Origin of the sequence: Streptomyces sp. HD (genome assembly GCF_028369295.1) — a bacterium.
In the GTDB taxonomy this organism is placed as follows: domain Bacteria; phylum Actinomycetota; class Actinomycetes; order Streptomycetales; family Streptomycetaceae; genus Streptomyces.
In genome coordinates this window covers 1-25,289 of sequence record NZ_JAQMYP010000060.1, presented here as the reverse complement: position 1 = coordinate 25,289, position 25,289 = coordinate 1, and the positions used below count along the sequence as shown (strand labels likewise).

Annotated in this window: 25 protein-coding genes; 8 read left to right on the top strand and 17 right to left on the bottom strand. The window is 71.7% G+C overall.

Annotation, left to right across the window (positions count from 1 at the left end; genetic code table 11):
- Nucleotides 1-146: 146 nt before the first annotated feature.
- Entirely contained in the window at nt 147-851 is a 705-nt protein-coding gene (locus POF73_RS38980) for an SCO3374 family protein (RefSeq protein ID WP_272124077.1), read from the top strand.
- A 19-nt stretch (nt 852-870) separates the two neighbouring features.
- Here POF73_RS38980 and POF73_RS38975 read toward each other — a convergent pair whose 3' ends face one another.
- From POF73_RS38975 to POF73_RS38930, 10 genes are all read right to left on the bottom strand, one after another.
- Complete coding sequence (locus POF73_RS38975) at nt 871-1,206, bottom strand: histone-like nucleoid-structuring protein Lsr2 (RefSeq protein ID WP_007498879.1); 336 nt, start codon at nt 1,204-1,206, stop codon at nt 871-873.
- A 261-nt stretch (nt 1,207-1,467) separates the two neighbouring features.
- Entirely contained in the window at nt 1,468-2,031 is a 564-nt protein-coding gene (locus POF73_RS38970) for an amino-acid N-acetyltransferase (RefSeq protein ID WP_272124076.1), read from the bottom strand.
- 9 nt (nt 2,032-2,040) lie between these two features.
- A complete protein-coding gene (locus POF73_RS38965; RefSeq protein WP_443049716.1) occupies nt 2,041-2,610 on the bottom strand; it encodes a BlaI/MecI/CopY family transcriptional regulator in 570 nt (189 codons plus the stop codon).
- Nucleotides 2,611-2,813: 203 nt separating this feature from the next.
- The gene (locus POF73_RS38960; protein WP_272124074.1) at nt 2,814-2,993 is read right to left on the bottom strand and encodes a hypothetical protein; all 180 of its coding nucleotides are present in this window, start codon (nt 2,991-2,993) and stop codon (nt 2,814-2,816) included.
- A gap of 255 nt (nt 2,994-3,248) precedes the next feature.
- Entirely contained in the window at nt 3,249-3,905 is a 657-nt protein-coding gene (locus POF73_RS38955) for a hypothetical protein (protein ID WP_272124111.1), read from the bottom strand.
- 306 nt (nt 3,906-4,211) lie between these two features.
- Nucleotides 4,212-5,009, bottom strand: a complete 798-nt coding sequence (locus POF73_RS38950) for a type III pantothenate kinase (protein WP_272124073.1) — start codon at nt 5,007-5,009, stop codon at nt 4,212-4,214.
- 8 nt (nt 5,010-5,017) lie between these two features.
- Nucleotides 5,018-5,998: a carboxylating nicotinate-nucleotide diphosphorylase gene (nadC, locus tag POF73_RS38945; protein WP_272124072.1), complete on the bottom strand. Its 981-nt coding sequence runs from the start codon at nt 5,996-5,998 to the stop codon at nt 5,018-5,020.
- Nucleotides 5,999-6,003: 5 nt separating this feature from the next.
- Nucleotides 6,004-7,713: an L-aspartate oxidase gene (locus tag POF73_RS38940; protein WP_272124071.1), complete on the bottom strand. Its 1,710-nt coding sequence runs from the start codon at nt 7,711-7,713 to the stop codon at nt 6,004-6,006.
- Nucleotides 7,710-8,711 (bottom strand): pantoate--beta-alanine ligase, encoded by a 1,002-nt coding sequence (panC, locus tag POF73_RS38935; protein ID WP_272124070.1) that lies wholly within the window; start codon nt 8,709-8,711, stop codon nt 7,710-7,712. Before panC ends, POF73_RS38940 begins: the two co-directional genes overlap by 4 nt.
- Nucleotides 8,708-9,655 (bottom strand): Rossmann-like and DUF2520 domain-containing protein, encoded by a 948-nt coding sequence (locus tag POF73_RS38930; RefSeq protein WP_272124069.1) that lies wholly within the window; start codon nt 9,653-9,655, stop codon nt 8,708-8,710. The genes panC and POF73_RS38930 overlap by 4 nt, the downstream gene beginning before the upstream one ends.
- A 218-nt stretch (nt 9,656-9,873) precedes the next feature.
- Between POF73_RS38930 and POF73_RS38925 the strand changes: the two genes are divergently transcribed.
- Nucleotides 9,874-11,115 carry a threonine aldolase family protein gene (locus POF73_RS38925; protein WP_272124068.1) on the top strand — a complete coding sequence of 414 codons (1,242 nt, stop codon included), beginning with the start codon at nt 9,874-9,876 and terminating at the stop codon, nt 11,113-11,115.
- Here the strand turns inward: POF73_RS38925 and POF73_RS38920 are convergent.
- Nucleotides 11,105-11,320 (bottom strand): hypothetical protein, encoded by a 216-nt coding sequence (locus tag POF73_RS38920; RefSeq protein WP_272124067.1) that lies wholly within the window; start codon nt 11,318-11,320, stop codon nt 11,105-11,107. The genes POF73_RS38925 and POF73_RS38920 overlap by 11 nt on opposite strands.
- 170 nt (nt 11,321-11,490) lie before the next feature.
- On the opposite strand from POF73_RS38920, the gene POF73_RS38915 reads away from it, so the two are divergent.
- Nucleotides 11,491-12,597 (top strand): DUF5937 family protein, encoded by a 1,107-nt coding sequence (locus POF73_RS38915; RefSeq protein WP_272124066.1) that lies wholly within the window; start codon nt 11,491-11,493, stop codon nt 12,595-12,597.
- A 51-nt stretch (nt 12,598-12,648) separates the two neighbouring features.
- Here the strand turns inward: POF73_RS38915 and POF73_RS38910 are convergent, their stop codons facing one another.
- The 3 genes from POF73_RS38910 to POF73_RS38900 form a co-directional block, all read right to left on the bottom strand.
- Entirely contained in the window at nt 12,649-13,281 is a 633-nt protein-coding gene (locus tag POF73_RS38910) for an AAA family ATPase (RefSeq protein ID WP_272124065.1), read from the bottom strand.
- Nucleotides 13,282-13,333: 52 nt separating this feature from the next.
- Nucleotides 13,334-14,005, bottom strand: a complete 672-nt coding sequence (locus POF73_RS38905; protein ID WP_272124064.1) for a response regulator transcription factor — start codon at nt 14,003-14,005, stop codon at nt 13,334-13,336.
- Nucleotides 14,006-14,079: 74 nt separating this feature from the next.
- Nucleotides 14,080-15,294, bottom strand: coding sequence for a sensor histidine kinase (locus tag POF73_RS38900; protein WP_272124063.1), 1,215 nt, complete (start codon nt 15,292-15,294; stop codon nt 14,080-14,082).
- A 118-nt stretch (nt 15,295-15,412) separates the two neighbouring features.
- Between POF73_RS38900 and POF73_RS38895 the strand changes: the two genes are divergently transcribed.
- Nucleotides 15,413-16,453, top strand: a complete 1,041-nt coding sequence (locus tag POF73_RS38895) for an SAM-dependent methyltransferase (RefSeq protein ID WP_272124062.1) — start codon at nt 15,413-15,415, stop codon at nt 16,451-16,453.
- Nucleotides 16,454-16,510: 57 nt separating this feature from the next.
- On the opposite strand, the gene POF73_RS38890 is transcribed toward POF73_RS38895, so the two are convergent.
- Nucleotides 16,511-17,662 (bottom strand): NADH-quinone oxidoreductase subunit D, encoded by a 1,152-nt coding sequence (locus POF73_RS38890; RefSeq protein ID WP_272124061.1) that lies wholly within the window; start codon nt 17,660-17,662, stop codon nt 16,511-16,513.
- A gap of 31 nt (nt 17,663-17,693) precedes the next feature.
- Here POF73_RS38890 and POF73_RS38885 point away from each other — a divergent pair, with 31 nt between their 5' ends.
- Together POF73_RS38885 and POF73_RS38880 are read left to right on the top strand one after the other, a co-directional pair.
- Nucleotides 17,694-18,212 (top strand): PH domain-containing protein, encoded by a 519-nt coding sequence (locus POF73_RS38885; RefSeq protein WP_272124060.1) that lies wholly within the window; start codon nt 17,694-17,696, stop codon nt 18,210-18,212.
- A complete protein-coding gene (locus POF73_RS38880; protein ID WP_272124059.1) occupies nt 18,209-19,546 on the top strand; it encodes a PH domain-containing protein in 1,338 nt (445 codons plus the stop codon). Before POF73_RS38885 ends, POF73_RS38880 begins: the two co-directional genes overlap by 4 nt.
- Nucleotides 19,547-19,581: 35 nt before the next feature.
- On the opposite strand, the gene POF73_RS38875 is transcribed toward POF73_RS38880, so the two are convergent.
- Both POF73_RS38875 and POF73_RS38870 read right to left on the bottom strand, forming a co-directional pair.
- Nucleotides 19,582-21,027, bottom strand: coding sequence for a hypothetical protein (locus POF73_RS38875; protein WP_272124058.1), 1,446 nt, complete (start codon nt 21,025-21,027; stop codon nt 19,582-19,584).
- Nucleotides 21,028-21,219: 192 nt separating this feature from the next.
- On the bottom strand, nt 21,220-22,338 hold the full coding sequence (locus POF73_RS38870; RefSeq protein ID WP_272124057.1) for an alpha/beta hydrolase: 1,119 nt from the start codon (nt 22,336-22,338) through the stop codon (nt 21,220-21,222).
- Between the two features lie 257 nt (nt 22,339-22,595).
- Here POF73_RS38870 and POF73_RS38865 point away from each other — a divergent pair, with 257 nt between their 5' ends.
- Nucleotides 22,596-24,434, top strand: coding sequence for a phosphatidylglycerol lysyltransferase domain-containing protein (locus tag POF73_RS38865; RefSeq protein WP_272124056.1), 1,839 nt, complete (start codon nt 22,596-22,598; stop codon nt 24,432-24,434).
- A gap of 177 nt (nt 24,435-24,611) precedes the next feature.
- Nucleotides 24,612-25,289, top strand: a 678-nt coding sequence (gene folP / locus POF73_RS38860; RefSeq protein WP_272124055.1) for a dihydropteroate synthase, incomplete at its 3' end; no start/stop codon positions are given.

The following is a 25,289-nucleotide window of genomic DNA, read 5'->3' as shown; positions in this document are numbered from 1 at the left end:
TCCATGCCGCGCCCCCCGGTTCCCTCCGCTACGGGCGAACAACCTTGCGCCTGCCCACACCCCCCGCACGCCCCCTTTTCGACACTCTGCGCATCCACTAGTGCACCCAGCGTAACCCGCATGCTCTTTCGGCGGTTGCACTTGGCATGGTCGGCACCCGCCCCGTGATCACCACGGACCCTGCCACGATCCCCCTCCCCCGTCGGCCGCTCGATCCGAGCGATCAGGTCCGTCGGTGGTACGAGAACGAACTGGGCTGGCCGGTGGTGCCCGGGGCCCCCGGATTCCCGCTGTGGCTTTGCGTGGGCCCGCGCTTCGACGTCCTGGACGTCCCGGCCGGGGCGGGCCGCGCGGCACTGCGCCATCTGACGCCGGACTCCCCGGTGGCCGTCCGCGGCGACCGGATGCGGCTGCTCATCGCCGCGGGCAGCGCGCAGGAGGTGCCGGGAGCACTGGACTGGCTGGAGTGGGGCTCACTGCCCCTGGACCTGACGGCGCTCGGCGAGGGCGACCTCATGGAGGCGCCCCTGCCACCCGAGTGGGGGCCGGTCACGCCCGTACGGCAGCCCGTCGATCCGGGGCCTGGAGGGGCCGTACGACGTCCTGGTCTGCCGGGGTGCGGCATGATGCGGCCGCTTGCCCTGGGCCGGTCGGCTGCAGTGCAGGGGGCCGCCGTGTGGCTGCGGCCCCCCGGGACTGGGGGCGAGGTCGAGGCCTCGCTGCCGACACTGTCGGCCCTGGGGGGCGGTGGGGGCGCCCCCGATCTCGTACGGGTGCTGGACACGGTGGCCACGCACTGCCACCGCCTGCGGCTGCGACGCGCGGGCGTGCAGCCCTCGGCCTGTCCGTAGAGCAGGCTTCGGCCTGGAATCAGGCGTTGGCCTTCTCGTATGCCTCACGAATGGACGCGGGAACGCGGCCGCGGTCGTTGACCTCGTAGCCGTTCTCCTTGGCCCATGCGCGGATCTGCGCGGTGTCCTGGCTGCCACCGGAAGCGGCGCGCGCCTTTCCGCGACCACCCGAAGCGCGGCCTCCGGTACGACGACCGCCCTTCACGTAAGGCTCAAGAAGACCACGGAGCTTGTCCGCATTGGCAGTCGTGAGATCGATCTCGTACGTCTTGCCGTCCAGCGCGAACGTCACGGTCTCGTCGGCCTCGCCGCCGTCGAGGTCGTCGACAAGAAGGACCTGAACCTTCTGTGCCACCGGATTTCCTTTCATCGATAACTTGAGGGCCGGGGGTCTGCGGCGTCCGCCGTTTCGCCGTCCCCTGTTATATGCAGTACTGCAGTACGTCGGAAAGCAAACCGCTTTTGCGGGAAAAACACAAACCCCCGGGAGAGACCCACCGCCCCGGCCCCCGTCCGGAAACATGCGCGTTTCGGACATAGGGCACCTGGGCACGGCCGGTCCGGGCGGAATATGTCTTCCGGAAGCTTGCGCAAGTCCGAGGAAGGCTGCCGGCGATCACAGATGCAGAAGCATCCGCCTGTTGCCCAAGGTGTTCGGTTTCACTCGTTCGAGACCGAGGAACTCCGCCACGCCCTCGTCATAGGAACGCAGGAGCTCCGCGTAGACATCGGTGTCAACCGGCGTCTCACCGATCTCGACGAAGCCGTGCTTGCCGAAGAAGTCCACTTCGAAGGTCAGACAGAAAACCCGGCGAACACCGAGCCAGCGCGCGGTGTGCAGCAACTTCTCCAGCAACTGATGACCGACGCCGGCGCCCTTCAGACCGGGCTTCACGGCAAGAGTGCGGACTTCCGCCAGGTCTTCCCACATCACGTGCAGGGCGCCGCAGCCGACGACCTCGCCGTTGTCGTCGCGTTCCGCGACCCAGAACTCCTGGATGTCCTCGTAAAGGGTCACCGTGGCTTTGTCGAGCAGGATGCGACGCTGGACGTACTCGTCCAGGAGACGACGTACCACTGGGACATCGCTGGTGCGGGCCCGTCGGACGGTGATGGCTTTTGCGGTGACTTCTGGGCTCCCCACCGAGGAGCTCTCGACCGAGTGGCTCTCTGCTGACATGAGCGGACGCTATCGCCCGCGGCGCTCCTGTGCGGAGCCGGGGTTCTCGGCGGCGGTATCCGCGTGGGTATCTGGGCCGGTATCGGGCTTGCGGGTTTGGGGGGAGGTGGTATCGGTGCCTGCGGTATCACCGCCGGTCGTATCGGTTCCGGCTCTATGAGTGCCGGTGGTATCGGTGCCGGTCGTATCCGTGCCGGTCGTATCCGTGCCCGTAACGCGGTGTGTATCGGGAGGTTCTGTGGGTTCGGGTGTTTCCGGGCCCTGGACCATGCGTACGGCGTCCCGCAGGGCGAGGCGTTGTTCCTCGCTCATCATGCCGAAGAAGGCGACGAGTGCGGCGGCGGGGTTGTCGCTCTGCGACCAGGCGTCGTTCATCAGGGCGGCCGCGTAGGCGGCTCGTGTGGAGACCGCCTCATATCGATAGGCGCGGCCTTCCGCCTCGCGGCGTACCCAGCCCTTCTGATGGAGATTGTCCAAAACGGTCATCACCGTGGTGTACGCGATGGACCGTTCCTGCTGGAGATCTTCCAGGACTTCTCGAACGGTCACCGGGCGGTTCCACTTCCACACCCGCGTCATGACCGCGTCTTCGAGTTCTCCCAATGGGCGAGGCACAGTTCAGCACAATAGTGGGAGAACTAGGTGTTGGCGTGCCGGACGTGCGCTTTCTTTGGCGAACGGGGCAAAAAGGGCGCGGGGATTCGGAAAACGTCCGCGGTTCGGGAGGGGGGATCGGAGCGGCTCGGACCGGCTCGGACCAGGCCGGTCGGGCTCGGGTCGGCTCAGGCGTCCGGGGCCGCGGGGGCCTGGCGGGTGCCCTCTGTGCGCGCGAGGGCCGCGTCGACCGCGGCGTCCTCCTTGGCCTTGTTGGCTCCGCCCTGGGTCTTCACGATCACCCTGATCACGCCGATGAAGAACACGGCCATGACGGCCGGCGGGAGGAGTGCGGAGACGTAGTCCATGCATCCAGGGTAGCCAGGGGGCGGGGGCGGCCTGGGCGGGGGGCTTCACGAGCTTCGAAGGGGGGCGGGGCGTCGAGTGCTGGGGGCCGGGAGACGTGGGGCTGGGGGCTGGGCCTGGGGGCGGAGGGGGACCTCGCCGGGCAGCCGGGCTGGGCCTGGGGGCGGAGGGCACCTCGCCGGGCAGCCGGGCTGCCCGGGGTGCGTCTGCGCATGGTCTTTGTGGTGCGGCGTGCAGCTTGCGGCGTGTGGCTGTTGTCAGCCTGCGGCCAGTTGCTGGGGCGGGTTCGAGGGGGGCGGGGTCGGTTTGCGGCGGGGGAAGACCTCGCCGGGGGTGGGGATGGGGCGTGGTGGCTTCGGGGCGGCGGGGGTGGGCTCGGGGCCGGGGGTGGGGGCCGGGCCGGGACCGGGCTTGGGGGCGGCCGGCTTTTCTGCCGGCTTCTTCCGGGGCTGCCTGGCGGGGTCCTGAGCGGCGTCCTGGGTGGCGCCCTGGGCGGGGAGGGCGAGGCCTCCGGGGAGGGCCGTGAGGTGGGTGCGGGACGCCGGGATGGTGGGACGGGCTCGTGTGTCCTGGTCGGCGAGTGGCCGGCAGCGGTCCAGGAGGGTGGCGGCGGCGGGGCTGCTGCGGAGGGCTCGGAGGGCGGCGAGGTCGTCGGGGGTGGGGTGGTACCCGGCGGTGAGGGCCTCTTCGAGGAGGGTGAGGTAGCCGGCTGCGGTGCCGGGGAGGGCGGCGCGGTAGCGGGCGAGGTCGGCCACCAAGAACGCACGCAGCCGGGCGCCCTCGCGGATCGCCTCGTCGAGCGACTCGGCGAGGCGGAGACAGTCCTCGACGTCTTCGGCCGAGGCGGGGTCGGGGTGGAGGGCGAGGGCGAGAGCGCGGCGGAGCACACGCAGCTCCTCCGCGCCGAACGCCATGCCGCCGCGGGATCCGTATGGCGTGGGCATGCGGCGACGATACGCGCTAATCAGACAAACGCGGCATAGGGAGGTGGGTGTGGCGCGGGGAGCCACTCGGGTGGTGGGGGTGGGCGCGGCGGCACCCCGTCGCGCCGGGGTGCGCACCCACGTCCGTTCAGCCACCGCCGGGGGCAACGTTCGGACCCGGGCCGGGCCAACGCCCGGAGCGGGGGTCCGGGGGCCGCAGGCTCCCAGGGAGGCCTGCGGCTGCGCCTGTGCGTTCAAAATGCGGCGGTGTGTGGTGGAGCGGCTTGGCCGACGGAGTCACATGCGGGAGACGTTGCGTTCGTAGACCAGGCGTAGGCCGATCAGGGTCAGCCACGGTTCGTGTTCGTCGATGACCGAGGATTCGCCGAGGACCATGGGAGCCAGGCCGCCCGTTGCGATGACCGTGACGTCCTCGGGGTCGTCCGCCAGTTCGCGGGCCATGCGGTTCACCACGCCGTCCACCTGGCCTGCGAAGCCGTAGATGATGCCGGACTGCATGGCCTCTACGGTGTTCTTGCCGATGACGCTGCGCGGGCGGGCCACCTCGATCTTGCGGAGCTGGGCGCCGCGGACGCCGAGGGCCTCGACGGAGATCTCGATGCCGGGGGCGATGACGCCGCCGATGTACTCACCGCGGGCGCTCACCGCGTCGAACGTCGTCGCCGTACCGAAGTCGACGACGATCGCCGGGCCGCCGTAGAGGTCGACCGCCGCGACCGCGTTGATGATGCGGTCGGCGCCCACCTCCTTCGGGTTGTCGGTGAGGATCGGTACGCCCGTCTTCACGCCCGGCTCGACGAGGACGGCAGGGACGTCGCCGTAGTAGCGGCGGGTCACCTCGCGGAGTTCGTGGAGGACCGAGGGGACGGTCGCGCAGATGGCGATTCCGTCGATGCCGTCGCCCAGTTCGTCGCCGAGGAGCGGGTGCATGCCCATCAGGCCCTGGAGGAGGACCGCCAGTTCGTCGGCCGTGCGGCGGGCGTCCGTCGAGATGCGCCAGTGCTCGACGATGTCCTCGCCGTCGAAGAGGCCGAGGACGGTGTGGGTGTTGCCTACGTCGATCGTGAGGAGCATGCCCGTTCCTACTCCGCCGCTCGCAGGTCCAGGCCGATGTCCAGGATCGGCGAGGAGTGGGTGAGGGCCCCTACGGCCAGGTAGTCGACGCCCGTGTCGGCGTACGCCCTGGCGTTGGCGAGGGTCAGACGGCCGGATGCTTCGAGGGCTGCTCGGCCGTGCACGATCGCCACCGCCTCCTCGCACTCGCCCGGCGTGAAGTTGTCCAGGAGGATCAGGTCGGCGCCCGCGTCCACGACCTCGCGGAGCTGGTGGAGGGTGTCCACCTCGACCTCGATGGCGAGGTCCGGGAAGGCCTCGCGGACCGCCTTGAAGGCCTCCGCGACGCCGCCCGCCGCCACTACGTGGTTGTCCTTCACCAGGGCCGCGTCCGACAGGGACATGCGGTGGTTCACTCCGCCTCCGCAGCGCACCGCGTACTTCTCCAGCGCGCGCAGGCCCGGCGTCGTCTTGCGGGTGTCGCGGACCCTCGCCCTGGTGCCCTCCAGTACGTCCGCCCACGCGCGTGTGGCCGTCGCGATGCCCGACAGGCGGCAGAGGACGTTCAGTGCGCTGCGCTCGGCCGTCAGGAGGTCTCGGGTGCGGGTGGTGATGGAGAGGAGCTTCTGGCCCGCCTCCACCTTGTCGCCGTCCTCCACGTGGCGTTCCACCTCGAACTCGTCCTCGCAGACGATCGAGACCACCGCTTCGGCGACCCTGAGGCCCGCCACGACGCCCGCCTCGCGCGCCACGAAGTCGGCGGTGGCGGTCGCCTCTTCGGGGATCGTCGCGACCGTCGTCACGTCGACGCCGTGGGCCAGGTCCTCCTGGATGGCCACGTGGGCGATGTCCTCGACCTCGACGGGGTCCAGGCCCGCCTCGGTGAGGAGCACGGCGAGTGCGGGGTCGAGGCCGCACTCTGCGTACTCTGCGGCCTCGTCGCCGGCACCGCAGGCGCAGTCGTCGCCGCAGCCGCCGTTCGAGGCGAGGGGAAGGTCGGGGGTGGTCACTGCTGTCACTGCTCCTGGGGCCGGGTCGGGGGGAAGTCTGCGGTGTCTGTGGTGTGCACGGCCAGTGTGCGGTCCGGGTTCAGGCGTACGACGATGTGGCGGCGCCATGCCGTGTCGTCGCGGTCGGGCTCGTCCTCGCGCCAGTGGCAGCCCCGCGTCTCCTCACGGAGATGGGCGGCGGCCACCAGGACGCGGGCCACGCACAGGAGGTTGGTGGCCTCCCAGGTGTCGACGCCGGGTTCGGCGGTCTTGCCGTTCTCGGCGAGGGCGTCGCGGGCGTCGGTGTGCAGCTGCTGGAGCTGGTCGGCGGCCTTGGCGAGGGAGTTCGCCGAGCGAAGGACGCCTGCCCCCTCCGTCATGATCCGCTGGATCGTGAAGCGGGACTCGGGCTTGAGGAGGGGGTGCTCGGGGGTGTCGGGATACGGCACCGGGTGCGGCACGCGCGCGTGGAGGCCGTTGGCCGCGCGGGACGCCGCGATGTCCTCGGCGATGCGCTCGGCGTAGACCAGGCCTTCGAGGAGCGAGTTGGAGGCGAGGCGGTTGGCGCCGTGCACGCCCGTGCAGGCGACCTCGCCGCACGCGTACAGGCCGGGGACGGTCGTACGGCCCTGGGAGTCGGTGCGGACGCCGCCGGAGGCGTAGTGGGCGGCCGGGGCGATCGGGATGGGGGTGGTGACCGGGTCGATGCCGTTCGCACGGCAGGCGGCGAGGATCGTCGGGAAACGGTGCTCCCACATGTCGGCGCCGAAGTGGCGGGCGTCGAGGAACATGTGCTCGGCGTCCTGCTCCTGCATACGCCGCATGATGCCCTTGGCGACGATGTCCCGGGGGGCGAGTTCGGCCAGTTCGTGCCGGCCCAGCATGAAGCGCACGCCGTCGGCGTCGACCAGGTGGGCGCCCTCGCCGCGTACCGCCTCGGAGACCAGGGGCTGCTGGCCCTCCGCGTCCGGGCCGAGGAACAGGACCGTGGGGTGGAACTGCACGAATTCGAGATCGCTGACCTCGGCGCCCGCGCGCAGGGCGAGGGCCACGCCGTCACCCGTCGACACGGACGGGTTGGTCGTCGCCGAGTAGACCTGGCCCATGCCGCCGGTCGCGAGCACGATCGCGGGCGCGTGGACCGCGCCCACGCCGTCGTGCTGGCCCTCGCCCATGACGTGCAGGGTGACGCCCGCGGTGCGGCCGTCGGCGTCCGTGAGGAGGTCCAGGACGAGTGCGTTCTCGATCGCGCGCACGCCACGCGCGCGTACCGCCTCGACGAGGGCGCGGGAGATCTCCGCGCCGGTCGCGTCGCCGCCTGCGTGGGCGATACGGCGGCGGTGGTGGCCGCCCTCGCGGGTGAGGGCCAGCTCGCCTGCGGAGGACTCGTCGAAGTGGGCGCCGGTCGCGATGAGGCGGCGTACGGCGTCGGGGCCCTCGGTGACGAGGATGCGGACCGCTTCTTCGTCGCACAGGCCCGCGCCCGCCACCAGGGTGTCGTCCAGGTGCTGTTCGGGGGTGTCGCCCTCGCCGAGGGCCGCGGCGATGCCGCCCTGGGCCCAGCGGGTGGAGCCGTCGTCCAGGCGGGCCTTGGTGACGACGACCGTGTTGAGCCCGGCGGCCTCGCAGCGCAGGGCCGCGGTGAGGCCGGCGACGCCGGAGCCGACGACCACGACGTCCGCGGAGATGGACCAACCGGGCGCCGGCGCGTGCAGTCGTATGCCTGTGCTGGTCACGAGGCGGCTCCGAAGGTGAGGGGGATGTTGTCGATCAGCCGGGTCGTCCCGACCCGGGCGGCGACGGCGAGGACGGCCTCGCCGGTGAATTCGTCCTCGTGATCGGTGATCTCGGTGAAGTCCGAGGGGTCGACCAGGGCGAGGTAGTCCAGTTCGAGCGGCGGGTCGAGACGGGCGGCCTCGTCGAGGACCAGGCGGGCCGCGGCCCGGACGGCCGCCGCGGCGCCGGGGACGGCCTTGGCGACGGCGTGTGCGTCGGCCGCCGCGCGGGACTCCCCTATGGCGCTGAGCGCCTCGGCACGCGCACGCGTGGCGGGCACTTCGCGGGCCCGCGCGCGCAGCGCCTCCTGCGCCGCGTGGCGGTCGCGCCCGGCGAACAGCGACTGGGAGAGCGCGAGCGCGGTGCGCCGTTCCTTGGGCGAGAGGTAGCGGTTGCGGCTGGAGAGCGCGAGACCGTCCTCCTCGCGCACGGTGGGAACGCCGACGATCTCGACGCCGAAGTTCAGGTCGCGCACCATCCGGCGGATCAGGGCGAGCTGCTGGGCGTCCTTCTGGCCGTACAGGGCGACGTCGGGGCGGGTGAGGTGCAGCAGCTTGGCGACGACGGTGAGCATGCCGTCGAAGTGGCCGGGGCGGGAGGCACCCTCCAGGCCCGCGCCCATGGGGCCGGCGCTGATGCGGACCTGCGGCTCGCCGCCCGGGTAGACCTCGTCGACGGCGGGGGCGAACACGGCGTCCGCGCCCGCCTTTTCGGCGATCTTGAGGTCGGCCTCCAGGGTGCGCGGGTAGCGGTCGAGATCCTCGCCCTTGCCGAACTGGAGGGGGTTCACGAAGACGGTGACGACGACCTCGCCGTCCGGTCCGGCGATCGCGCGCGCGGTGCGGACGAGGGTGGCGTGGCCCTCGTGCAGGGCGCCCATGGTCATCACCACGGCGCGGCGGCCGGCACGTGTGCGTGCGTGCAGCTCGTCGGCGGTGCGCAGCAGGGTGATGGTCATCGGGCGTCTCCCTCGGAGCCGTTGGTCCGGTCGGTCCCGTCGGTCCCGTCGGCGAGTACCCCGAGGAGGTCCTCGGCGAGCTCCGGCTTCAGCAGCCCGTGCGCGAGCGCGCGGTCGGCGGTCGCGCGGGCCATCGCCAGATAGCCGGCGACGGTCTGCGGGGCGTGCCGCCGCAGCTCGGTGACGTGTGCGGCGACGGTGCCCGCGTCCCCGCGCGCGACGGGGCCGGTCAGGGCGGCGTCGCCGGAGCGCAGGGCGTTGTCGAGAGCGGCGCCGAGCAGCGGGCCGAGCATCCGGTCGGGGGCCGCGACGCCCGCTTCACGCAGCAGCTCCATGGACTGGGCGACCAGCGTCACCAGGTGGTTCGCGCCCAGTGCGAGCGCCGCGTGGTAGAGCGGGCGCCGCTCCTCGGCGATCCATTCCGGCTCGCCGCCCATCTCGATGACGAGTGCCTCGGCGGCCAGCCGCAGCTGCTCGGGCGCGGTGACGCCGAAGGAGCAGCCGGCGAGGCGCTGGACGTCCACGGGAGTGCCGGTGAAGGTCATCGCCGGGTGCAGGGCCAGCGGCAGCGCGCCCGCGCGCAGGGCGGGGTCGAGGACCTTCGCGCCGTACCGCCCGGAGGTGTGCACCAGCAGCTGGCCCGGCTGCACGGCGCCGGTCTCGGCGAGGCCCTCGACCAGGCCGGGCAGCGCGTCGTCCGGGACGGTCAGCAGCACCAGCTCCGCGCGCGCGAGGACTTCGGCGGGCGGCACGAGCGGCACGTCGGGGAGCATCCGCTCGGCCCGTCGCCGGGAGGCGTCGGAGACCCCGGAGACGGCCACCGGACGGTGTCCGGCGAGCTGGAGGGACGCGGCGAGCGCGGGGCCCACGCGGCCGGCGCCGACGACACCGACAGTGAGCCGCGCGGGGCGGTCCTTGGGATCTGGCTGTTGGCTTGTACTCACGCGACGGAGGCCTTCCCGTTCCAGTCCGCTCTGGGTACCGGACGATTTCTCGTCATGTTAACGCGATTGGTTCGAGGGGCGTTCGGTTGTCCACAGGCTGTGGGCATCCACACGCCGCCGCGCATATGCCGGCCGGCACGGCTGCCGGGCGGTCCGGGCATACGGGGTGTACGAAATGCGGGTGCCCGTGCGGGCGGACGCGCGGGATGATCCGGGGCATGAGCGATACGGCGGAGCAGACACCCGACGCGCAAGCACCCGGCCGGCAATTGTCGACCGAGCCGTCGTCGGACGACGAGCGGCGCAAGCGGCGCCGGGAACGGCGCAATGCCGCCTATCACGGCGCGCGGCGCGCACTCGCGCGCCCCGGTTTCCTCAGCACCCTCCGCGAGCGCCTGGCGCTGCTGGACGAGGCGCGTGCGCTGGAGCTGCACGACCTGGACGAGCCGTCGGACCTCTACGGCGACGGCATCGTCGAGGCCCTGGAGGACCGGACCGCCGGGCTGCTCGGCACGGAGGCCGCCGCGTTCTTCCCCACGGGCACGATGGCCCAGCAGGTGGCCCTGCGCTGCTGGGCGGGCCGTACCGGGAACCCGACGGTCGCCCTGCATGCGCTGGCCCACCCCGAAGTGCATGAGCGCAATGCGTTCAGCCAGGTCAGCGGCCTGCGCCCGGTCCGCGTGACGAGCGAGCCACGGCTGCCGACCGCCGCCGAGGTGCGCGACCTCGACGAGCCGTTCGGGGCGCTGATGCTGGAACTGCCCCTCAGGGACGCCGGTTTCGTACTGCCCTCCTGGGAGGAGCTCACGGAGGTCGTCGAGGCGGCGCGGGAGCGTGACGCGGTGGTGCACTTCGACGGCGCGCGCCTGTGGGAGTCCACCGTGCACTTCGGCCGCCCGCTGGAGGAGATCGCGGGCCTGGCGGACAGCGTGTACGTGTCGTTCTACAAGTCCCTCGACGGCTTCGGCGGCGCCGCCCTCGCCGGTCCGAAGACGCTGGTGGACGAGGCGAAGGCCTGGCGGCACCGCTACGGCGGCGCGCTGTTCCAGCAGTTCCCCACCGTGCTGTCGGCCCTCGCCGGCCTGGAGCGGGAGCTGCCCCGGCTGCCCGAGTACGTGGCGCACGCGCGCGTGGTCGCCGCCGCGCTGCGCGAGGGGTTCGCGGCGGCCGGGGTGCCGTGGACGCGGATCCACCCCGAGCCGCCGCACACGCATGAGTTCCAGGTCTGGCTGCCGTACGACGCCGACGTCCTCGCGGAGGCCGCGATCCGGCAGGCCGAGGAGACGAGGACCGTCCTGTTCGCCTACGGCTGGGACGCCAAGGGGCCGGGCGTGGCCGTCACCGAGGTCTCCGTACGGGCCGCCGGACTGGAGTGGACCGCCGACGACGTACGGGAGGCCGTCGCCGGGTTCGTGGACCGGCTGACCGAGGAGGTCGGCAAGCAGCAGGTCAGCAAGTAGAGCGCGGGTGCGGATGCAGCCAGCGGCTCAGGACCTGCCGTAGCCGCCCATGGGCCGGACGCCCGGCGACGACGGCCCGGAACTGCCGCTGGTCGCGCCACTCGCGCACGACCTGCCAGTCGTGGGCGCCGGGCGCGGGCGGCGCGGGCTCGCCGAGCTGCCGGGCGCGGTAGGTGTCGAGGAGGTGGTACTGCGTGATGCTCATGGTGCTGATCGCCTTCTGGGGACGTAAGGAGACATGACGTGCTGAGTGATCGGGCTCCGCGGCTGCCCCGGTGATCCAGCGTTGCTCCGGTACGTCGGTCGTGTCGCGTCGTTTGACGGGCGCCGTCAATCGGCGGCCGCGTTGTCAGTGGCGGGGTGCACCATGTGGGCATGAGCGTGAGCATCGACATCGTGGGGCTGCAGCCGGAGAGGCTGGCCGTCGTGCCCTCCCCCTTGGCCGAGCTCGGTATGGCGCTGCACGCTCTGTCGGAGCCGGGGCACCATCCGGGCCTGCAGGGCTGGGTGACGAGCGTGACGGCCCGGCTGGACTCGCATCTGGCGGACCGGATGTGCGAGGCCGACTTCCTGTGGCGGACGACGTTCTCCGACCTGTTCCTGCCCTTCGCCGGCGTCCCGGGCGGCTGCACACTCCCGGGTGCCACGCTCGCCGAGGATCTGGATCTGCTGGACAAGCTCACGGACGAGCAGTTCGTGGACGCCGCACTGGAGTTCACCTGCGCGCTTCCGTACACCACGCCGGCGCCCGACGTACTGGCCGACGCGGAGCTGCAGCGGCGTGCCCTGGAGCTGGCCGCCGCACGTGGGCCGCAGCAGTTGCGGTTCGGCCAGCGGCTGCTGGAGGACCCGCCGCGCATCCGGGCCTGGCTGCGGCAGTTCCTGGAGGACTGCGACGAGGCGTTCTTCGCGGACGCCTGGTCCCGGCTGCGCCACCAGCTGACGGCGGACGCCCGCCACAAGACCGACCTTCTGCGGCACAAGGGGCTGACCGAGGCTCTGACCGCGGTGTCCCCCGCGGTGAGCGTCGACGAGGCCGCCGGAAGGATCACCATCGACAAGCTGCGCCAGGGCCACACCGTCATCAAGGAGAGCAGCCTGCTGCTGGTGCCGACGAGCCTGGGCTGGCCGCATCTGATGGTGCTGCACCGCCACGCCTGGCAGCCGGTGCTGCACTACCCGGTCGGCTCCCCCGGCCTCGCCGCGCCGCCCTCGGTCGACCAGCTGACCCTGCGGATGACCGCCCTGTCCCACCCGGTGCGGATGCAGCTCTGCCGCAACCTCGCCCGCAGCACCTACACCACCAGCGAACTCGTGCAGATCCACGGCATGACCGCGCCCGAGATATCCCGGCACCTGAGCGTCCTCAAGAAGGCGGGCCTGATCACCACCCGCCGCCGGGGCCGGTACGTCCTGCACCAGCTGGACGTCACCGCGGTGGCGCGGCTGGGCAGCGACTTCCTCGAAGCGCTCCTGAGATGACCGCCGTTCGAAGACGGCCGTTCACACCGTGGGGACCGGCCGGACGACGGTTCAGTCGAACCGGATGTGCCTGATCCCGACCCCCACCTGCCGCACCCGCGTCCGCAGCGCGCCCTCGTTGTTCGGCCGCAGCCGCAGCCCGGCCAGGACGGCGATCCGGTCCGCCGTCTTCGGCACGGTCGAGTGGTCGGTCCACAGATGCTCGGCGAACTCCGGCTCGCGCAACCGCTCCAGACAGTGGTCGAGCTGCTGTACGGCCCAACTCTCCCGGCGCAGACCGGCGTTCTTTCCGGCGACGTACTGAAGGAGGCGCCCGAAGCCGCGCTCGCGCAGCCGCTTCAGCACGGTCTCGCGCTGGGCGAGAAGGGTGAAGTGCCGTACGTCATGGCCGAGTTCGCGCAGCCGGCCAACCGTCTCGGCGAAGTAGTCCGGGTTGGTGACCGTCATGGGGGCGATCACCACGCCGTCGTGCTTGGTGAGGGCGAGGTCGAGGACCTCGACGACGCCCTGCCGCCAGGAGGCCAGGTCCTGGAAGTCGCCGCGCAGTCCGGGCGGGAGCGTGCGCCGCAGGCCGAAGCCGGCGTGCTCGGGGTCGCAGATGACGCTGCCGCGCAGCCGACGCCGGATCTCGTGTGCGGTCTGTGTCTTGCCGCCCCCGAAGGGGCCGTTGATCCACAGGAGCATGCGCAGACCCTAGTGGGCACCGGTCACGCCGGGATCACGCCCCCGCGAGGCGTCAGCCGTGCCCGCCGGCCCGCACCAGCCCCGTCTCGTACGCCAGGACGACCACCTGCACCCGGTCACGCAGCCCCAGCTTGGTCAGGATGCGGCCCACGTGGGTCTTCACGGTCGCCTCGGACAGCACCAGCCGGGCCGCGATCTCCCCGTTGGACAGCCCCTGGGCGACCAGCACCATGACCTCGCGCTCGCGGTCGGTGAGCCGCTCCAGCTCCTTGTGCTGGGGCTCCTTCCCGCCGGACGGCAGCATGGGCGCGAACCGGTCCAGCAGGCGCCGGGTGGTGGACGGGGCGACGACCGCGTCGCCGCTGTGCACCGAGCGGATGGCGGTGAGGAGCTCGCCGGGCGGCACGTCCTTGAGCATGAAGCCGGAGGCACCGGCCTTCAGCCCGGAGAAGGCGTACTCGTCCAGGTCGAAGGTGGTCAGGATCAGCACCTTGGGCGCGTCGGGCTCCGAGCAGATGCGGCGGGTGGTCTCCACACCGTCCAGCTTCGGCATGCGCACGTCCATCAGCACCACGTCGACCGGGGTCGAGCGCAGCACCTGGAGGGCCTCGACGCCGTCGCCCGCCTCCGCGACGACCTCCATGTCCGGCTGGGCCGCGAGCACCATCCGGAACCCGGTGCGCAGCAGCACCTGGTCGTCGACGAGCATCACGCGGATCGTCATCGGGGTCCTCTTCCGTGTCTTTCGTATCCGTCTACAAGGCCGTTACAGGTGTCAACAAGGGGCATGCCGAGGCATCAGTGTGCTGGCTTGAGCGGCAGCAGCGCACTGATGCGGAATCCTCCGCCCGGACGCGGCCCCGCGTCCAGGGTGCCGCCCACCATGCCGACCCGCTCGCGCATACCGATCAGACCGTGCCCCCGGCCGTCGGCCCCGCCCTCCTCGTACAGCTCGTGCGGGGCGCCCTTGCCGTCGTCCTCGACGAGCAGGCCGAGGCCGTCGTCGAAGTAGACCAGACGCACGCTCGCGCCCGCGTTGGGCCCGCCGTGCTTTCGGGTGTTGGTGAGCGCCTCCTGCACGATGCGGTACGCCGTCAGCTCGACGCCGCTGGGCAGCGGGCGCGGGGTGCCCTCGACCTTGAAGTCGACCGGCAGGCCGGAGGTGCGGCACTGCTGGATGAGGTCGTCGATCTGCTCGACGTCGGGCTGCGGGACGTACTCGCCGCTCTCCTGGTGCTCGCCGGTGCGCAGGACGCCCAGCAGGCGGCGCATCTCGGCGAGGGCCTGGCGGCCGGTGGAGGAGATGGTCTCCAGGGCCTTCTTGGCCTGGTCGGGCGCGGCGTCGAGGACGTAGGCGGCGCCGTCGGCCTGCACCACCATCACGGAGACGTTGTGCGCGACGACGTCGTGGAGCTCGCGCGCGATCCGGGCGCGTTCGGCGGCGACCGCGACCTTGGCCTGCGCCTCACGCTCCTTTTCGAGCCGGGTCGCGCGCTCCTCCAGCTGCTCGTAGTAGGCGCGACGGGTGCGGATCGAGTCGCCGAGCACCCAGGCGAGCGCGAACGGCACCGCCAGGAAGATCATCAGGGCGATGTTGCCCAGGGCGCTGGCGTCCCGCTCCGGCCAGCGCAGCTGTGCCAGTGGCGCCGCGCACAGACCGGCGCCCAGCGCGAGCCAGGAGGCCCAGCGGGCGCCGGTCGCGGCGACGGTGTAGACGATCACGAGGAAGGCGAAGTTGGCGGGTGTGGTCGCCACGTTCAGCGTCAGCTGCACCAGCCCCACGCCGACGGCCAGCAGCAGCATCTTCTCCGGCATCCGCCGGCGCAACGCGATCACCAGGCACAACAGCAGGACGACCGGGATGACGGCCGCCTCGGAGTCGGTGCCCGAGGGGTCCTGTCCGCCCTCCCCCCGGACGGCCACGGTGACCGCGGAGATCCCGAGGAGGAAGACGGCCCAGAAGCTGTCGACCCATGTCGGGTGCCTGCGGATGAAGTCATAGAGGCGCTGCACGTAACCCAGCGTAGGGAAGTGAGATGCGTGCAGGGGTCAACCGGAGGACCGATCCGCACCCGGCGCACGTACTCCGCAAGGTGGAGGCTGCCTTCCCCTGTGCGCTTAGCCTGGCCCGATGACAGCAGAGGCGACGGGCGAATGGCACGGGTGGCGTGCGGCGGCGGAATGCGCCCTCTACGGACCGGACGGCTTCTACCGTCGCGCCGAGGGCCCGGCCGGCCACTTCCGTACGTCCGTCCACGCGTCGCCTCTCTTCGCAGGTGCCGTGGCCCGGCTGCTGTGCCGGGTCGACGAGGCCCTGGGCCGGCCCGCTCCCCTCGGCTTCGTCGACATGGCGGCCGGGCGGGGCGAGCTGGTCACCCGCGTACTGGCCGCGCTCCCCACGGAGGTGGCGGCACGCACGCGTGCGTACGCCGTGGAGATCGCCGACCGCCCGGAAACCCTCGATCACCGGATCGAGTGGCTGCCCCACCCCCCGAAGGGGATCACGGGCCTGCTGTTCGCCAACGAGTGGTTGGACAACGTCCCCGTGGACATCGCGGAGGTGGACTCCACCGGCGTACCCCGCAAAGTCCTCGTACGACAGGACGGCACCGAACGTCTCGGGGAGCCGCTGTCCGGGGCGCAGGCGGAGTGGCTGGCGCGCTGGTGGCCGCTGGGGCGCGCGGAGGCAGCGGGGGGCGTGGAAGGCACCCCAACCGGCGCCCTGGCCGTCGAAGGCACGCGGGCCGAGATCGGCCTGCCGAGGGACGAGGCCTGGGCCGCCGCCGTCGCGACGCTGGACCGGGGTCTGGCGGTCGCCGTGGACTACGCGCACACGGCGACGACGCGACCGCCCTTCGGAACCCTCACCGGCTTCCGCGAGGGCCGCGAGACGTCACCGGTCCCGGACGGTTCGTGCGACATCACGGCCCATGTGGCGCTGGACGCGTGCGCGCTGCCGGGAGCGCATCTGCTGCCCCAGCGCGAGGCCCTGCACGCTCTGGGCATCACGGGCGCACGCCCCCCGCTGGAGCTGGCCTCGACCCGCCCGGCGGAGTACGTACGAGCCCTGGCGACGGCAGGCGAGGCCGCCGAGCTGACGGCGACGGGCGGGCTGGGCGACTTCGGCTGGCTGATGCAGCCGGTTGGAATTCCGAACGTACTGGCGGAGTGACGAGCCGCTTCCTTGTCGCGCCGTCTCCTTGGTCGAGCCGCCCACCTGTCGAACCACCTACTTGTCGATGTCCCCCACCACGAAGAACATCGACCCGAGAATCGCCACCATGTCCGCGACCAGCGTCCCCGGCAGCAGCTCGACCAGCGCCTGGATGTTGTTGTAGGACGCCGACCGCAGCTTCAGCCGGTACGGCGTCTTCTCGCCCTTGCTGACGAGGTAGTAGCCGTTGATGCCGAGCGGATTCTCGGTCCACGCGTACGTGTGGCCCTCGGGGGCCTTCAGCACCTTGGGAAGCCGCTGGTTGATCGGCCCCGGCGACAGCTCGGCGAGACGGTCGAGGCAGGCGTCGGCGAGGTCGAGCGCATTGTGGGTCTGCTCCAGCAGACACTCGAACCGGGCGAGGCAGTCGCCCTCGTCCCGGGTCACGACCTTCAGCACGTCGCCCAGCTCGCCGTAAGCGAGATAGGGCTCGTCGCGCCGCAGATCGAAGTCCACGCCCGAGGCGCGCGCGATCGGCCCGCTGACGCCGTACGCGTGCACGGTGCCCGGCGGGAGCGTGCCGACGCCCCGCGTACGCCCCCGGAAGATCTCGTTGCCGAGGACCAGGTCGTCGAACCGGTCCATGCGGGAGCGCACGTCGGCGACGGCGGCACGCGCGCGCGTGGTCCACCCGGCCGGCAGGTCCTCCTTCAGGCCTCCGACCCGGTTGAACATGTAGTGCATACGCCCACCGGAGACCTCCTCCATCACATGCTGGAGCTCCTCGCGCTCCGTGAAGGCGTAGAAGATCGGCGTGATCCCGCCCAGCTCCAGCGGGTACGAGCCCAGGAACATCAGGTGGTTGAGCACCCGGTTCAGCTCGGCGAGCAGGGTCCGCGTCCACACGGCCCGCTCGGGCACCTCCATGCCGAGCATGCGCTCGACGGCGAGGACGACGCCCAGCTCGTTGGAGAAGGCCGACAGCCAGTCGTGGCGGTTGGCGAGCATGATGATCTGGCGGTAGTCGCGGGCCTCGAAGAGCTTCTCCGCGCCGCGGTGCATGTACCCGATCACCGGCTCGGCGCTGATGATGCGCTCGCCGTCCAGTACGAGCTTGAGGCGCAGCACGCCGTGCGTGGACGGGTGCTGGGGCCCGATGTTGAGCACCATGTCGGTGCTCTCCGCGGCGCCGCCGATACCGACCATGGTCTCCGTCGTGGGAGTCATGGACACAGTCTCTCCTACGTACGCTGGCCTCATGGAGACGGGGAGCCAAGTGAACACGGACACGGCGGGGGACGAGCAGGCAGGGGCCGACCCGGGGTGGACCGGGCTGCCGCCGGGCCTGCTCCGCATGCGCCGCTTGCTGCTGGTGGTGTGGCTGGGCCTGCTGGCGATCGGCCTGGGCCTGCTGCTGGGGCTGCTCGCCGGCCCGGTCTGGGCGGCCTTCGCGGTGCTGCCCCTCGCGCTGATGGCATGGGGCTGGGTGATGCTGGGCCGCAACTGGCGGTCCTGGCGCTACGCCGAGCGCGCCGACGACCTGCTGATCAGCCGGGGTGTGCTGTGGCGCGAGGAGACGGTCGTGCCGTACGGCCGCATGCAGCTGGTCGAAGTGACCTCGGGGCCCGTGGAGCGCCACTTCGGCCTGGCCAGCGTGCAGCTGCACACGGCGGCGGCAGCCACCGACGCCACGATCCCCGGCCTGGACCCGGCGGAGGCGGAACGGCTGCGCGACCGGCTCACCGAGCTGGGCCAGGCACGATCGGCGGGCCTGTGACGACGCCCGGCGTCGACGGCGCCGTAGTACGCGAGGAGCGCCCCCTGACCGAACGCCGCCTGCATCCCGTGACACCGCTGAGGCGAGCATGGGCACCGGTGGCGGTCCTGATCGGTTGGGCGGCACACGACCCGGACCAGGCCCAACGCCAGCTCACCCGACTCACCACGACCACCCTCCTCCTCGCGCTGGCCGCACTGATCCCCGCCGCCGCCCTGTACGGCTTCCTCACCTGGTGGTTCACCCACTTCGCGGTGACCGACACCGAACTGCGCATCCGCACCGGCCTGCTGTTCCGGCGCACCGCGCACATCCGGCTGGAACGCATCCAGGCCATCGACGTCACCCAGCCGCTCCTCGCGCGCGTGGCGGGCGTGGCGAAGCTGAAACTCGACGTCATAGGCACCGACAAGAAGGACGAACTGGCCTTCCTGGGCGCGGAGGAGGCACGCACACTCCGCGCGGAACTCCTCGCACGAGCCGCCGGTTTCGCCCCGGAGACGGCCCACGAGGTGGGCGAGGCGCCGTCCCAGGAACTCCTCCGGGTCCCCCCGACCGTCCTGGCCACCTCCATTGCCCTCACCGGCGCGACCTGGGGAACGCTGGCCGCCGCCGTGGCCGTACCGGCCATCCTCTGGCTGGTGACGGAAAGCGCGTGGACGATCCTGGCGACCGCGATCCCGCTCTTCGGCGCGGCAGGGGCGAGCAGCGTGGGACGTTTCGTCACCGAGTACGACTGGACGCTGGCCGAGTCCCCCGACGGACTCCGCATCGACCACGGCCTCCTCGACCGCGCCCACGAGACGGTGCCGCCCGGCCGGGTCCAGACCATCCGGCTCGTCGAACCACTCCTCTGGCGCCGACGCGGCTGGGTACGCGTGGAGCTGAAGGTCGCGGGCTCCTCCAACTCCGTCCTGCTCCCGGTGGCCCCACGCGAGGTGGCCGAGTCGGTCATAGCGCGCGTACTGCCCGGAGTGACTGTCCCACCGCGCACATCCCTGACCCGCCCTCCACGCCGCGCGGCCCGGTGCGTACCGCTCTGGTGGCGCGGCTACGGCCTGACGGTCACGGACGCGGTCTTCGCGGCCCACACCGGCCTGCTCGGCCGAAGCCTCGCGCTGGTCCCCCACGCGAAGGTCCAGAGCGTGCGGCTCACTCAGGGCCCCTGGGAGCGGCTGTGGGGCGTGGCCGACGTACACGTGGACACGGGAGCGAACGAGACGGTGACGGCCCGCCTGCGGGACACCGCGGAGGCGCAGGAACTGCTGCACGCACAGGCGGAGCGGTCACGCACGGGGCGCAGGGATGCCCGGCCGGATCGCTGGATGGCCTGAGGCGGGGTGCGGCAGGCACCCGCGCCCGACCGCCGTCAGGAAACCGCGCTCCGCAGCCCCTGCACATCGATCTGTTCCGTCTCGTCGTGCGCGGTCAGGTCGATGACCTGGCCGATCCCACGGGACTCCTCGTCCGCCGGCTTGAACTCCGCCTCGGACTCGGCCTTGTGAAGGGCGAGGGCCTCCTGACCGACGACGTCGGCGAGGTCCTCGTTCTGGACGGACTCCAACGCGTACGGCCCCGCCGCCCCCGCCTTCGTACCGAAGAAGTCGAAGCCCCCCTCGACCGCCGGACGCCGCGCAGGCGTCCCCGGCACGACAGCCACAGCGGTCGGCTCGATGAAGTGCCCCGCGGGCTGCGCCTTGGCGACCGTGTCTGCCTTGGTGTGGGCGGCCGCGTGCTCGTGCCCGTCGGCCGCCTCGGGCTTCCCCTGCGCTTCGTCCTCCAGCGCGGGTTCCATCCCGGCCCCACCGGCGGCCTCCGCCTCCACGTCTACGGCGCCCGCCCCGTGCGTCACGGCGTCCGTCATGGCTTCCTTGCCGGACTCCTTGCCGGAAGGCCGGTCGCCGGAAGGCCGGTCGCCCTTCGGGGGATCGTTCTTCGGCGGATCGTCGTTCGGAGACTCGCCCTTGGGGGACTCGTCCTGCGGCGACTCGCCGCCCTCCGAGAGTTCGCCGCCCTCAGGGAGCTCGCCACCCTCCGAGGACTCACCGTCCGTCGAGAGCTCGCCGCCCTCCGAGGACTCGCCGCCCTCCGACGACTCGCTCTCCGCCACGCCCTCGTCCCCGTCGAACCGCGCCAACGCCGCCTTGGCCCGCAGGAACAGTCGCGACCCCTCGGGCGAGAAGACCGCCGGAACAGCAACCGCCGCCGTCTCCTCGGCAGCCTCGGCGTCAGCAGCCTCGACCTGCGCGCCCTCGGCCTCGGCAGGGGCAGCCACAGCCCCCTCCGCCGCGGCGGCAGCGCCGGCGGCACCCGCGGACGCACCGTCAACAGGCCCCGGCGGCAACGCGCGCGCAGGCGCGGCCGCCTCTATCTCCAGAACCCGCCGCTCCTCAAGCACACTCGCCCGCTCGGTCTCCGCCGTGGCGTACCGCCGCAACAGCGCCGCATGCTCGTTCCGCAGCCCCGCGAGCTCCGCCCGCTTGGCCCGCAGCCGCTGCTCCAGCTTCACCCGCAGCTCGCGCGACTCCTCAAGATCGGTCTCCAGCTCGGCGACCCGCTCCTCGTAGCGCCACTCGTCGCTCGCACGCGCGCGCGTGAGGTCGGCAACCTTCTTGCCGGCCTGTATGTCCCAGCGGCGCATGACGACCCCGCCGACGACCGCCGTCGCCGCGGCGGCCGCGGCGAGGCCGCGCAACACCATTGCCTCGGAGAACACCCAGGGGGCGAAAGCACAGACGACGGAGACGCCTGCGATCGCCGACGGGGGCAGCAGCCGGTGCAAGGGCGGGGAATGACGGTGACGTCCACGTGGCATGGCCAGAAACTTACCGCGCGTAGGCGAATCTTGTTGCCCCGCCCCGTAAAAAGACAGCCATCGCGAGTCGTTCACACGGCATCACGAATCAGATCCCGCCTCGAATTAACCAGGAACCAAGATCAAAAAGCACTACGGGCGAGACCCGCCTTGCTCGTCACCCGCCCCGCACAGGCGCCGCCGCAGGCCCCGTCACCTGCCGCTCAACCGCCCGCTCACCCACTCCAGCGTCCCCGGAATCTCCCGCCGCCAGGTGTTGAAGTTGTGTCCCCCGCTTTCGAGGATGATCGAGGAGATCCGCGTCCGGTTCGTGGCCTTCACACGGTCAATGAACTTCAGCGTGTCCTTGTAGTTGGATTCTCCAACTTTGCTGCTGCTGACGAGCAGTGAGGTGTCCGGCGCCGGCATGTGCTTGAGGTACCACCACAGGTTCGCGCGATTGCGCAGTTCCTTGTCGCCCTGGAAGAGATCGCCCGTCGTGGCGTCGATCGGCGCCTTGTAGTACGGGGAAAGTCCGACCCCCACCGCGTACACCCCGGGATGGTGCATGGCGAGCTTCAACGCGCAGTACCCGCCGGTGGAGTCACCGATGATGCCCCAGCTGCGGGCTCCGCCGCCCACCCGGTAGTGCCCGCTCACGGCTTCGGGCAGGTCCTTGGCGAAGAACGACTCGGTCTGCGGCCCGCGCGGAATGTCCACGCACTCGGTGTCCCGCGGCGGCGCCACGGTCGGCCGCATCATCACCAGGATCATCGGCTGCATACGGCCCTCACCGGCGAGCCGCGCGGCCGTCCGCGGATAGTCCAGCTTGTCCACCAGCGCCTTCGCCGTACCGGGATACCCGGTGAGGACGACCGCCGCCGGGAACGTACGCGTGCGGTATTCCGGCTGAAAGTACTCGGGCGGCAGATAGACGAACGCGGGCGTCGCGATGTGCGTCGTACGGCCCACGATGTCGACCTTCTGGATCTGACCGCCCACCTGCGGCCGCAGACCCCCCGCCCCCGGCACCCGCCGGGTGTCGACGACCCGCAGCGGCCCGCTCGCCGCCGTGTGGTCCACGACGACACCCTGGTCCTTCTCCTGCCCGAACAGGTCGGCCCAGCTGGCGTAGAACCCGAAGGCCTGGTTGGCGGCGAGCCCGACCGCCATGAAGAGCGCCAACTGCGTGGAGAGCAGCAGCCCGACCCGGCCGGCGACGGCCCGCCAGCGACGCCGCGCCAGCCGTGGCCACAGCCACACCGTGCCGACGAACAGCCCTACGGCGGCGAGAACCGCCAGCGCCAGCACCTTGTCGCTCGTGAGACTCATCGATGGTTACCTGTCCGCACTTTCCGCCCGAATCACGAGCGCAGGCCCCTGCGCACGCCTCGCCTCCCCCGCTCCTTCGCGAGGGCTTGCCCCGGACTTTCCTTGGCCTTTGAAACGGTTTTGGGGAGCTGAGTGAACCTCTCCCCTCAAGACACCGTCCTAGAGGGCGCAATGTCGCCGGATGCCCGAATCGGCACCGGATCCAAGGTCTCTCGCAGAACTATTGGGATGCGATGTCTGTCAGGACAGATGTGGAAATGTCGGGCAAGGTTCCTCAACAATCGAACCAGGCTTCGAGCCGGGTGGGTCAGAGCCGCGTTCGGCACCTGCTGCGCGGCCCGCGCCCCGAAGCCGTTCCCGGGCTCGTCGGTCGGGCCTGCGCCCTGGTCGGCCTGCTGGACATCGCCGCGGGCGTCTTCCCGCGCTTCCGGCACAGCCGTATGCACGCCATCGCCGAGGTGCTGCCCGGCTCGTTCGGCCCGTTCGCGGCCGCGCTGTCGCTCAGCGCGGGCGTGCTGTTGCTGCTGCTCGCGCACGGCCTCAAGCGCGGCAAGCGGCGGGCCTGGCGCGCCGCCGTCGTGCTGCTCCCGGCCGGGGCCGTGGCGCAGTTCATGTACCGCCACTCCCTCATCGGCGTGCTCATCTCGGTCGTGCTGCTCACGGCGCTGCTGCGCCACCGTGATCAATTCTCGGCCCTGCCCGACCCGCGCAGCAGGTGGCGCGCGCTGGCCAACTTCGTCCTCATGGGTGCCGGTTCGCTCGCCCTCGGGCTGCTCATCGTCAGCGCCCACCCGGAGACGCTGATCGGCGACCCGAGCCTGGCCGACCGCATCGCGCACGTCATCTACGGACTGTTCGGCTTCGAGGGGCCGGTCGCCTACCAGGGCAACACCTCCTGGACGGTCGCCTTCTCCCTGGGCGCCCTCGGCTGGATCACCGCGGTCACCACGATCTACCTGGCCTTCCGCCCCGAACACCCCGCCGCACGCCTCACCGAGGACGACGAGGAGCGCCTGCGCGCCCTGCTCGCCAAGCACGGCCGCCGCGACTCCCTCGGCCACTTCGCGCTGCGCCGCGACAAGGCCGTCGTCTTCTCGCCCAGCGGCAAGGCGGCGGTGACCTACCGCGTCGTCTCCGGCGTGATGCTCGCCAGCGGCGACCCCATCGGCGACGTCGAGGCCTGGCCGGGCGCCATCGAGCGCTTCATGGACGAGGCCAAGGCCCACTCCTGGACCCCGGCCGTCATGGGCTGCTCCGAGACCGGCGCCGAGGTGTGGACCCGCGAGACCGGGCTCGACGCCCTCGAACTGGGCGACGAGGCGGTGGTGGACGTCCCGGATTTCTCGCTCGCCGGCCGCGCGATGCGCAACGTACGTCAGATGGTCAAGCGCATCGAGCGCGCCGGTTACGAGACCCGCGTACGTCGTGTCCGTGACCTCGGCGAGACCGAACTGGAGCGCATCCGGCAGGCCGCCGAGGACTGGCGCGGCACCGACACCGAGCGCGGCTTCTCGATGGCCCTCGGGCGCGTCGGCGACCCGTCCGACGGCGACTGCCTCATCGCCACCGCCCACAAGGCCGACGACGAGCCCGGTCCGTACGGCGACCTCAAGGCGATCCTCCACTTCGTGCCCTGGGGCACCGACGGTGTCTCGCTGGACCTGATGCGCCGCGACCGCTCCGCCGACCCCGGCATGAACGAACTCCTCATCGTGGCCGCCCTCCAGGCCGCCCCGAAGTTCGACATCGAGCGCGTGTCCCTCAACTTCGCCATGTTCCGCTCGGCCCTGGCCCGCGGCGAGAAGATCGGCGCGGGCCCGGTACTGCGCGCCTGGCGGGGTCTGCTGGTCTTCCTCTCGCGCTGGTTCCAGATCGAGTCGCTGTACAAGTTCAACGCCAAGTTCCAGCCCCGCTGGGAGCCCCGCTTCGTGGTCTACCGCGCCTCCGGCGACCTGCCCCGCCTCGGCTTCGCCGCCATGCAGGCCGAAGGCTTCGTGAACCTGGCCCTGCCCCTCCCCCGCTTCCTGCGCCGCCGCCGGACCGCCCCGCGCCCGTGCGCCCACCAGGTGGCGGAACACGAGATGCGCGCGGCCTGACGAGGTCGTGAAACGGCGGGTCCACGCGGCCTGAGCAGGTCGCGGAACGAAAGTTCCGCGCGCCGTAACCGCACCAAACCGAAGCAGGCCCGAGCGGAAGCCGATCCCGCCCCCGTCCCAAGGCTTCCGCCCGGGCCGCGGCACGTCACGACCCCTGCTTGGGCCTACGCTGAACGTATGAGCAAGCAGAGCGGACGCGGGCGCGTCGCGGGCCTTCCGGGGTGGGACCGGTGCGCGGTCATGGGAGTCGTCAACGTGACCCCCGACTCGTTCTCCGACGGCGGCCGCTGGTTCGACACCACGTCCGCCGTCAAGCACGGCCTCGCCCTCGTCGAGGAGGGCGCCGACCTGGTCGACGTCGGCGGCGAGTCCACCCGCCCCGGCGCCACCCGGGTCGACGAGGACGAGGAACTGCGCCGCGTCATCCCCGTCGTCCGCGGCCTGGCCTCCGAGGGCGTCACGGTCTCCGTCGACACCATGCGCGCCTCCGTCGCCGAGCAGGCCCTCGCCGCCGGCGCCGCCCTCGTCAACGACGTCAGCGGCGGCCTCGCCGACCCCGCGATGATCCCGGCCGTCGCCGACGCCGGCGCCCCCTTCGTCGTCATGCACTGGCGCGGCTTCCTGCAGGGCGGAAACGTCAAGGGCGGGTACGACGACGTCGTCGCCGAGGTCGTCGACGAACTCCACGCGCGCGTGGAGGCCGTACTGGCCGGCGGCATCGCCCCCGACCGCATCGTCGTCGATCCCGGCCTCGGCTTCTCCAAGGACGCCGAGCACGACCTCGTCCTCCTCGCCCACCTCGACCGCCTGCTCGACCTCGGCCACCCGCTGCTCGTCGCCGCCTCCCGCAAGCGG

Coding starts and splice junctions, on each gene's coding strand:
- POF73_RS38960 (WP_272124074.1), bottom strand. CDS start 2,993: ATGGACTACGTCTCCGCACTCCTCCCGCCGGCCGTCATGGCCGTGTTC.
- POF73_RS38980 (WP_272124077.1), top strand. CDS start 147: ATGGTCGGCACCCGCCCCGTGATCACCACGGACCCTGCCACGATCCCC.
- POF73_RS38885 (WP_272124060.1), top strand. CDS start 17,694: ATGGAGACGGGGAGCCAAGTGAACACGGACACGGCGGGGGACGAGCAG.
- POF73_RS38875 (WP_272124058.1), bottom strand. CDS start 21,027: ATGCCACGTGGACGTCACCGTCATTCCCCGCCCTTGCACCGGCTGCTG.
- POF73_RS38920 (WP_272124067.1), bottom strand. CDS start 11,320: ATGAGCATCACGCAGTACCACCTCCTCGACACCTACCGCGCCCGGCAG.
- POF73_RS38955 (WP_272124111.1), bottom strand. CDS start 3,905: ATGGCGTTCGGCGCGGAGGAGCTGCGTGTGCTCCGCCGCGCTCTCGCC.
- POF73_RS38925 (WP_272124068.1), top strand. CDS start 9,874: ATGAGCGATACGGCGGAGCAGACACCCGACGCGCAAGCACCCGGCCGG.
- POF73_RS38890 (WP_272124061.1), bottom strand. CDS start 17,662: ATGACTCCCACGACGGAGACCATGGTCGGTATCGGCGGCGCCGCGGAG.
- POF73_RS38950 (WP_272124073.1), bottom strand. CDS start 5,009: ATGCTCCTCACGATCGACGTAGGCAACACCCACACCGTCCTCGGCCTC.
- panC (WP_272124070.1), bottom strand. CDS start 8,711: ATGACCATCACCCTGCTGCGCACCGCCGACGAGCTGCACGCACGCACA.
- POF73_RS38905 (WP_272124064.1), bottom strand. CDS start 14,005: ATGACGATCCGCGTGATGCTCGTCGACGACCAGGTGCTGCTGCGCACC.
- POF73_RS38870 (WP_272124057.1), bottom strand. CDS start 22,338: ATGAGTCTCACGAGCGACAAGGTGCTGGCGCTGGCGGTTCTCGCCGCC.
- POF73_RS38895 (WP_272124062.1), top strand. CDS start 15,413: ATGACAGCAGAGGCGACGGGCGAATGGCACGGGTGGCGTGCGGCGGCG.
- POF73_RS38965 (WP_443049716.1), bottom strand. CDS start 2,610: ATGACGCGGGTGTGGAAGTGGAACCGCCCGGTGACCGTTCGAGAAGTC.
- POF73_RS38910 (WP_272124065.1), bottom strand. CDS start 13,281: ATGCTCCTGTGGATCAACGGCCCCTTCGGGGGCGGCAAGACACAGACC.
- POF73_RS38970 (WP_272124076.1), bottom strand. CDS start 2,031: ATGTCAGCAGAGAGCCACTCGGTCGAGAGCTCCTCGGTGGGGAGCCCA.
- POF73_RS38915 (WP_272124066.1), top strand. CDS start 11,491: ATGAGCGTGAGCATCGACATCGTGGGGCTGCAGCCGGAGAGGCTGGCC.
- POF73_RS38865 (WP_272124056.1), top strand. CDS start 22,596: ATGTCGGGCAAGGTTCCTCAACAATCGAACCAGGCTTCGAGCCGGGTG.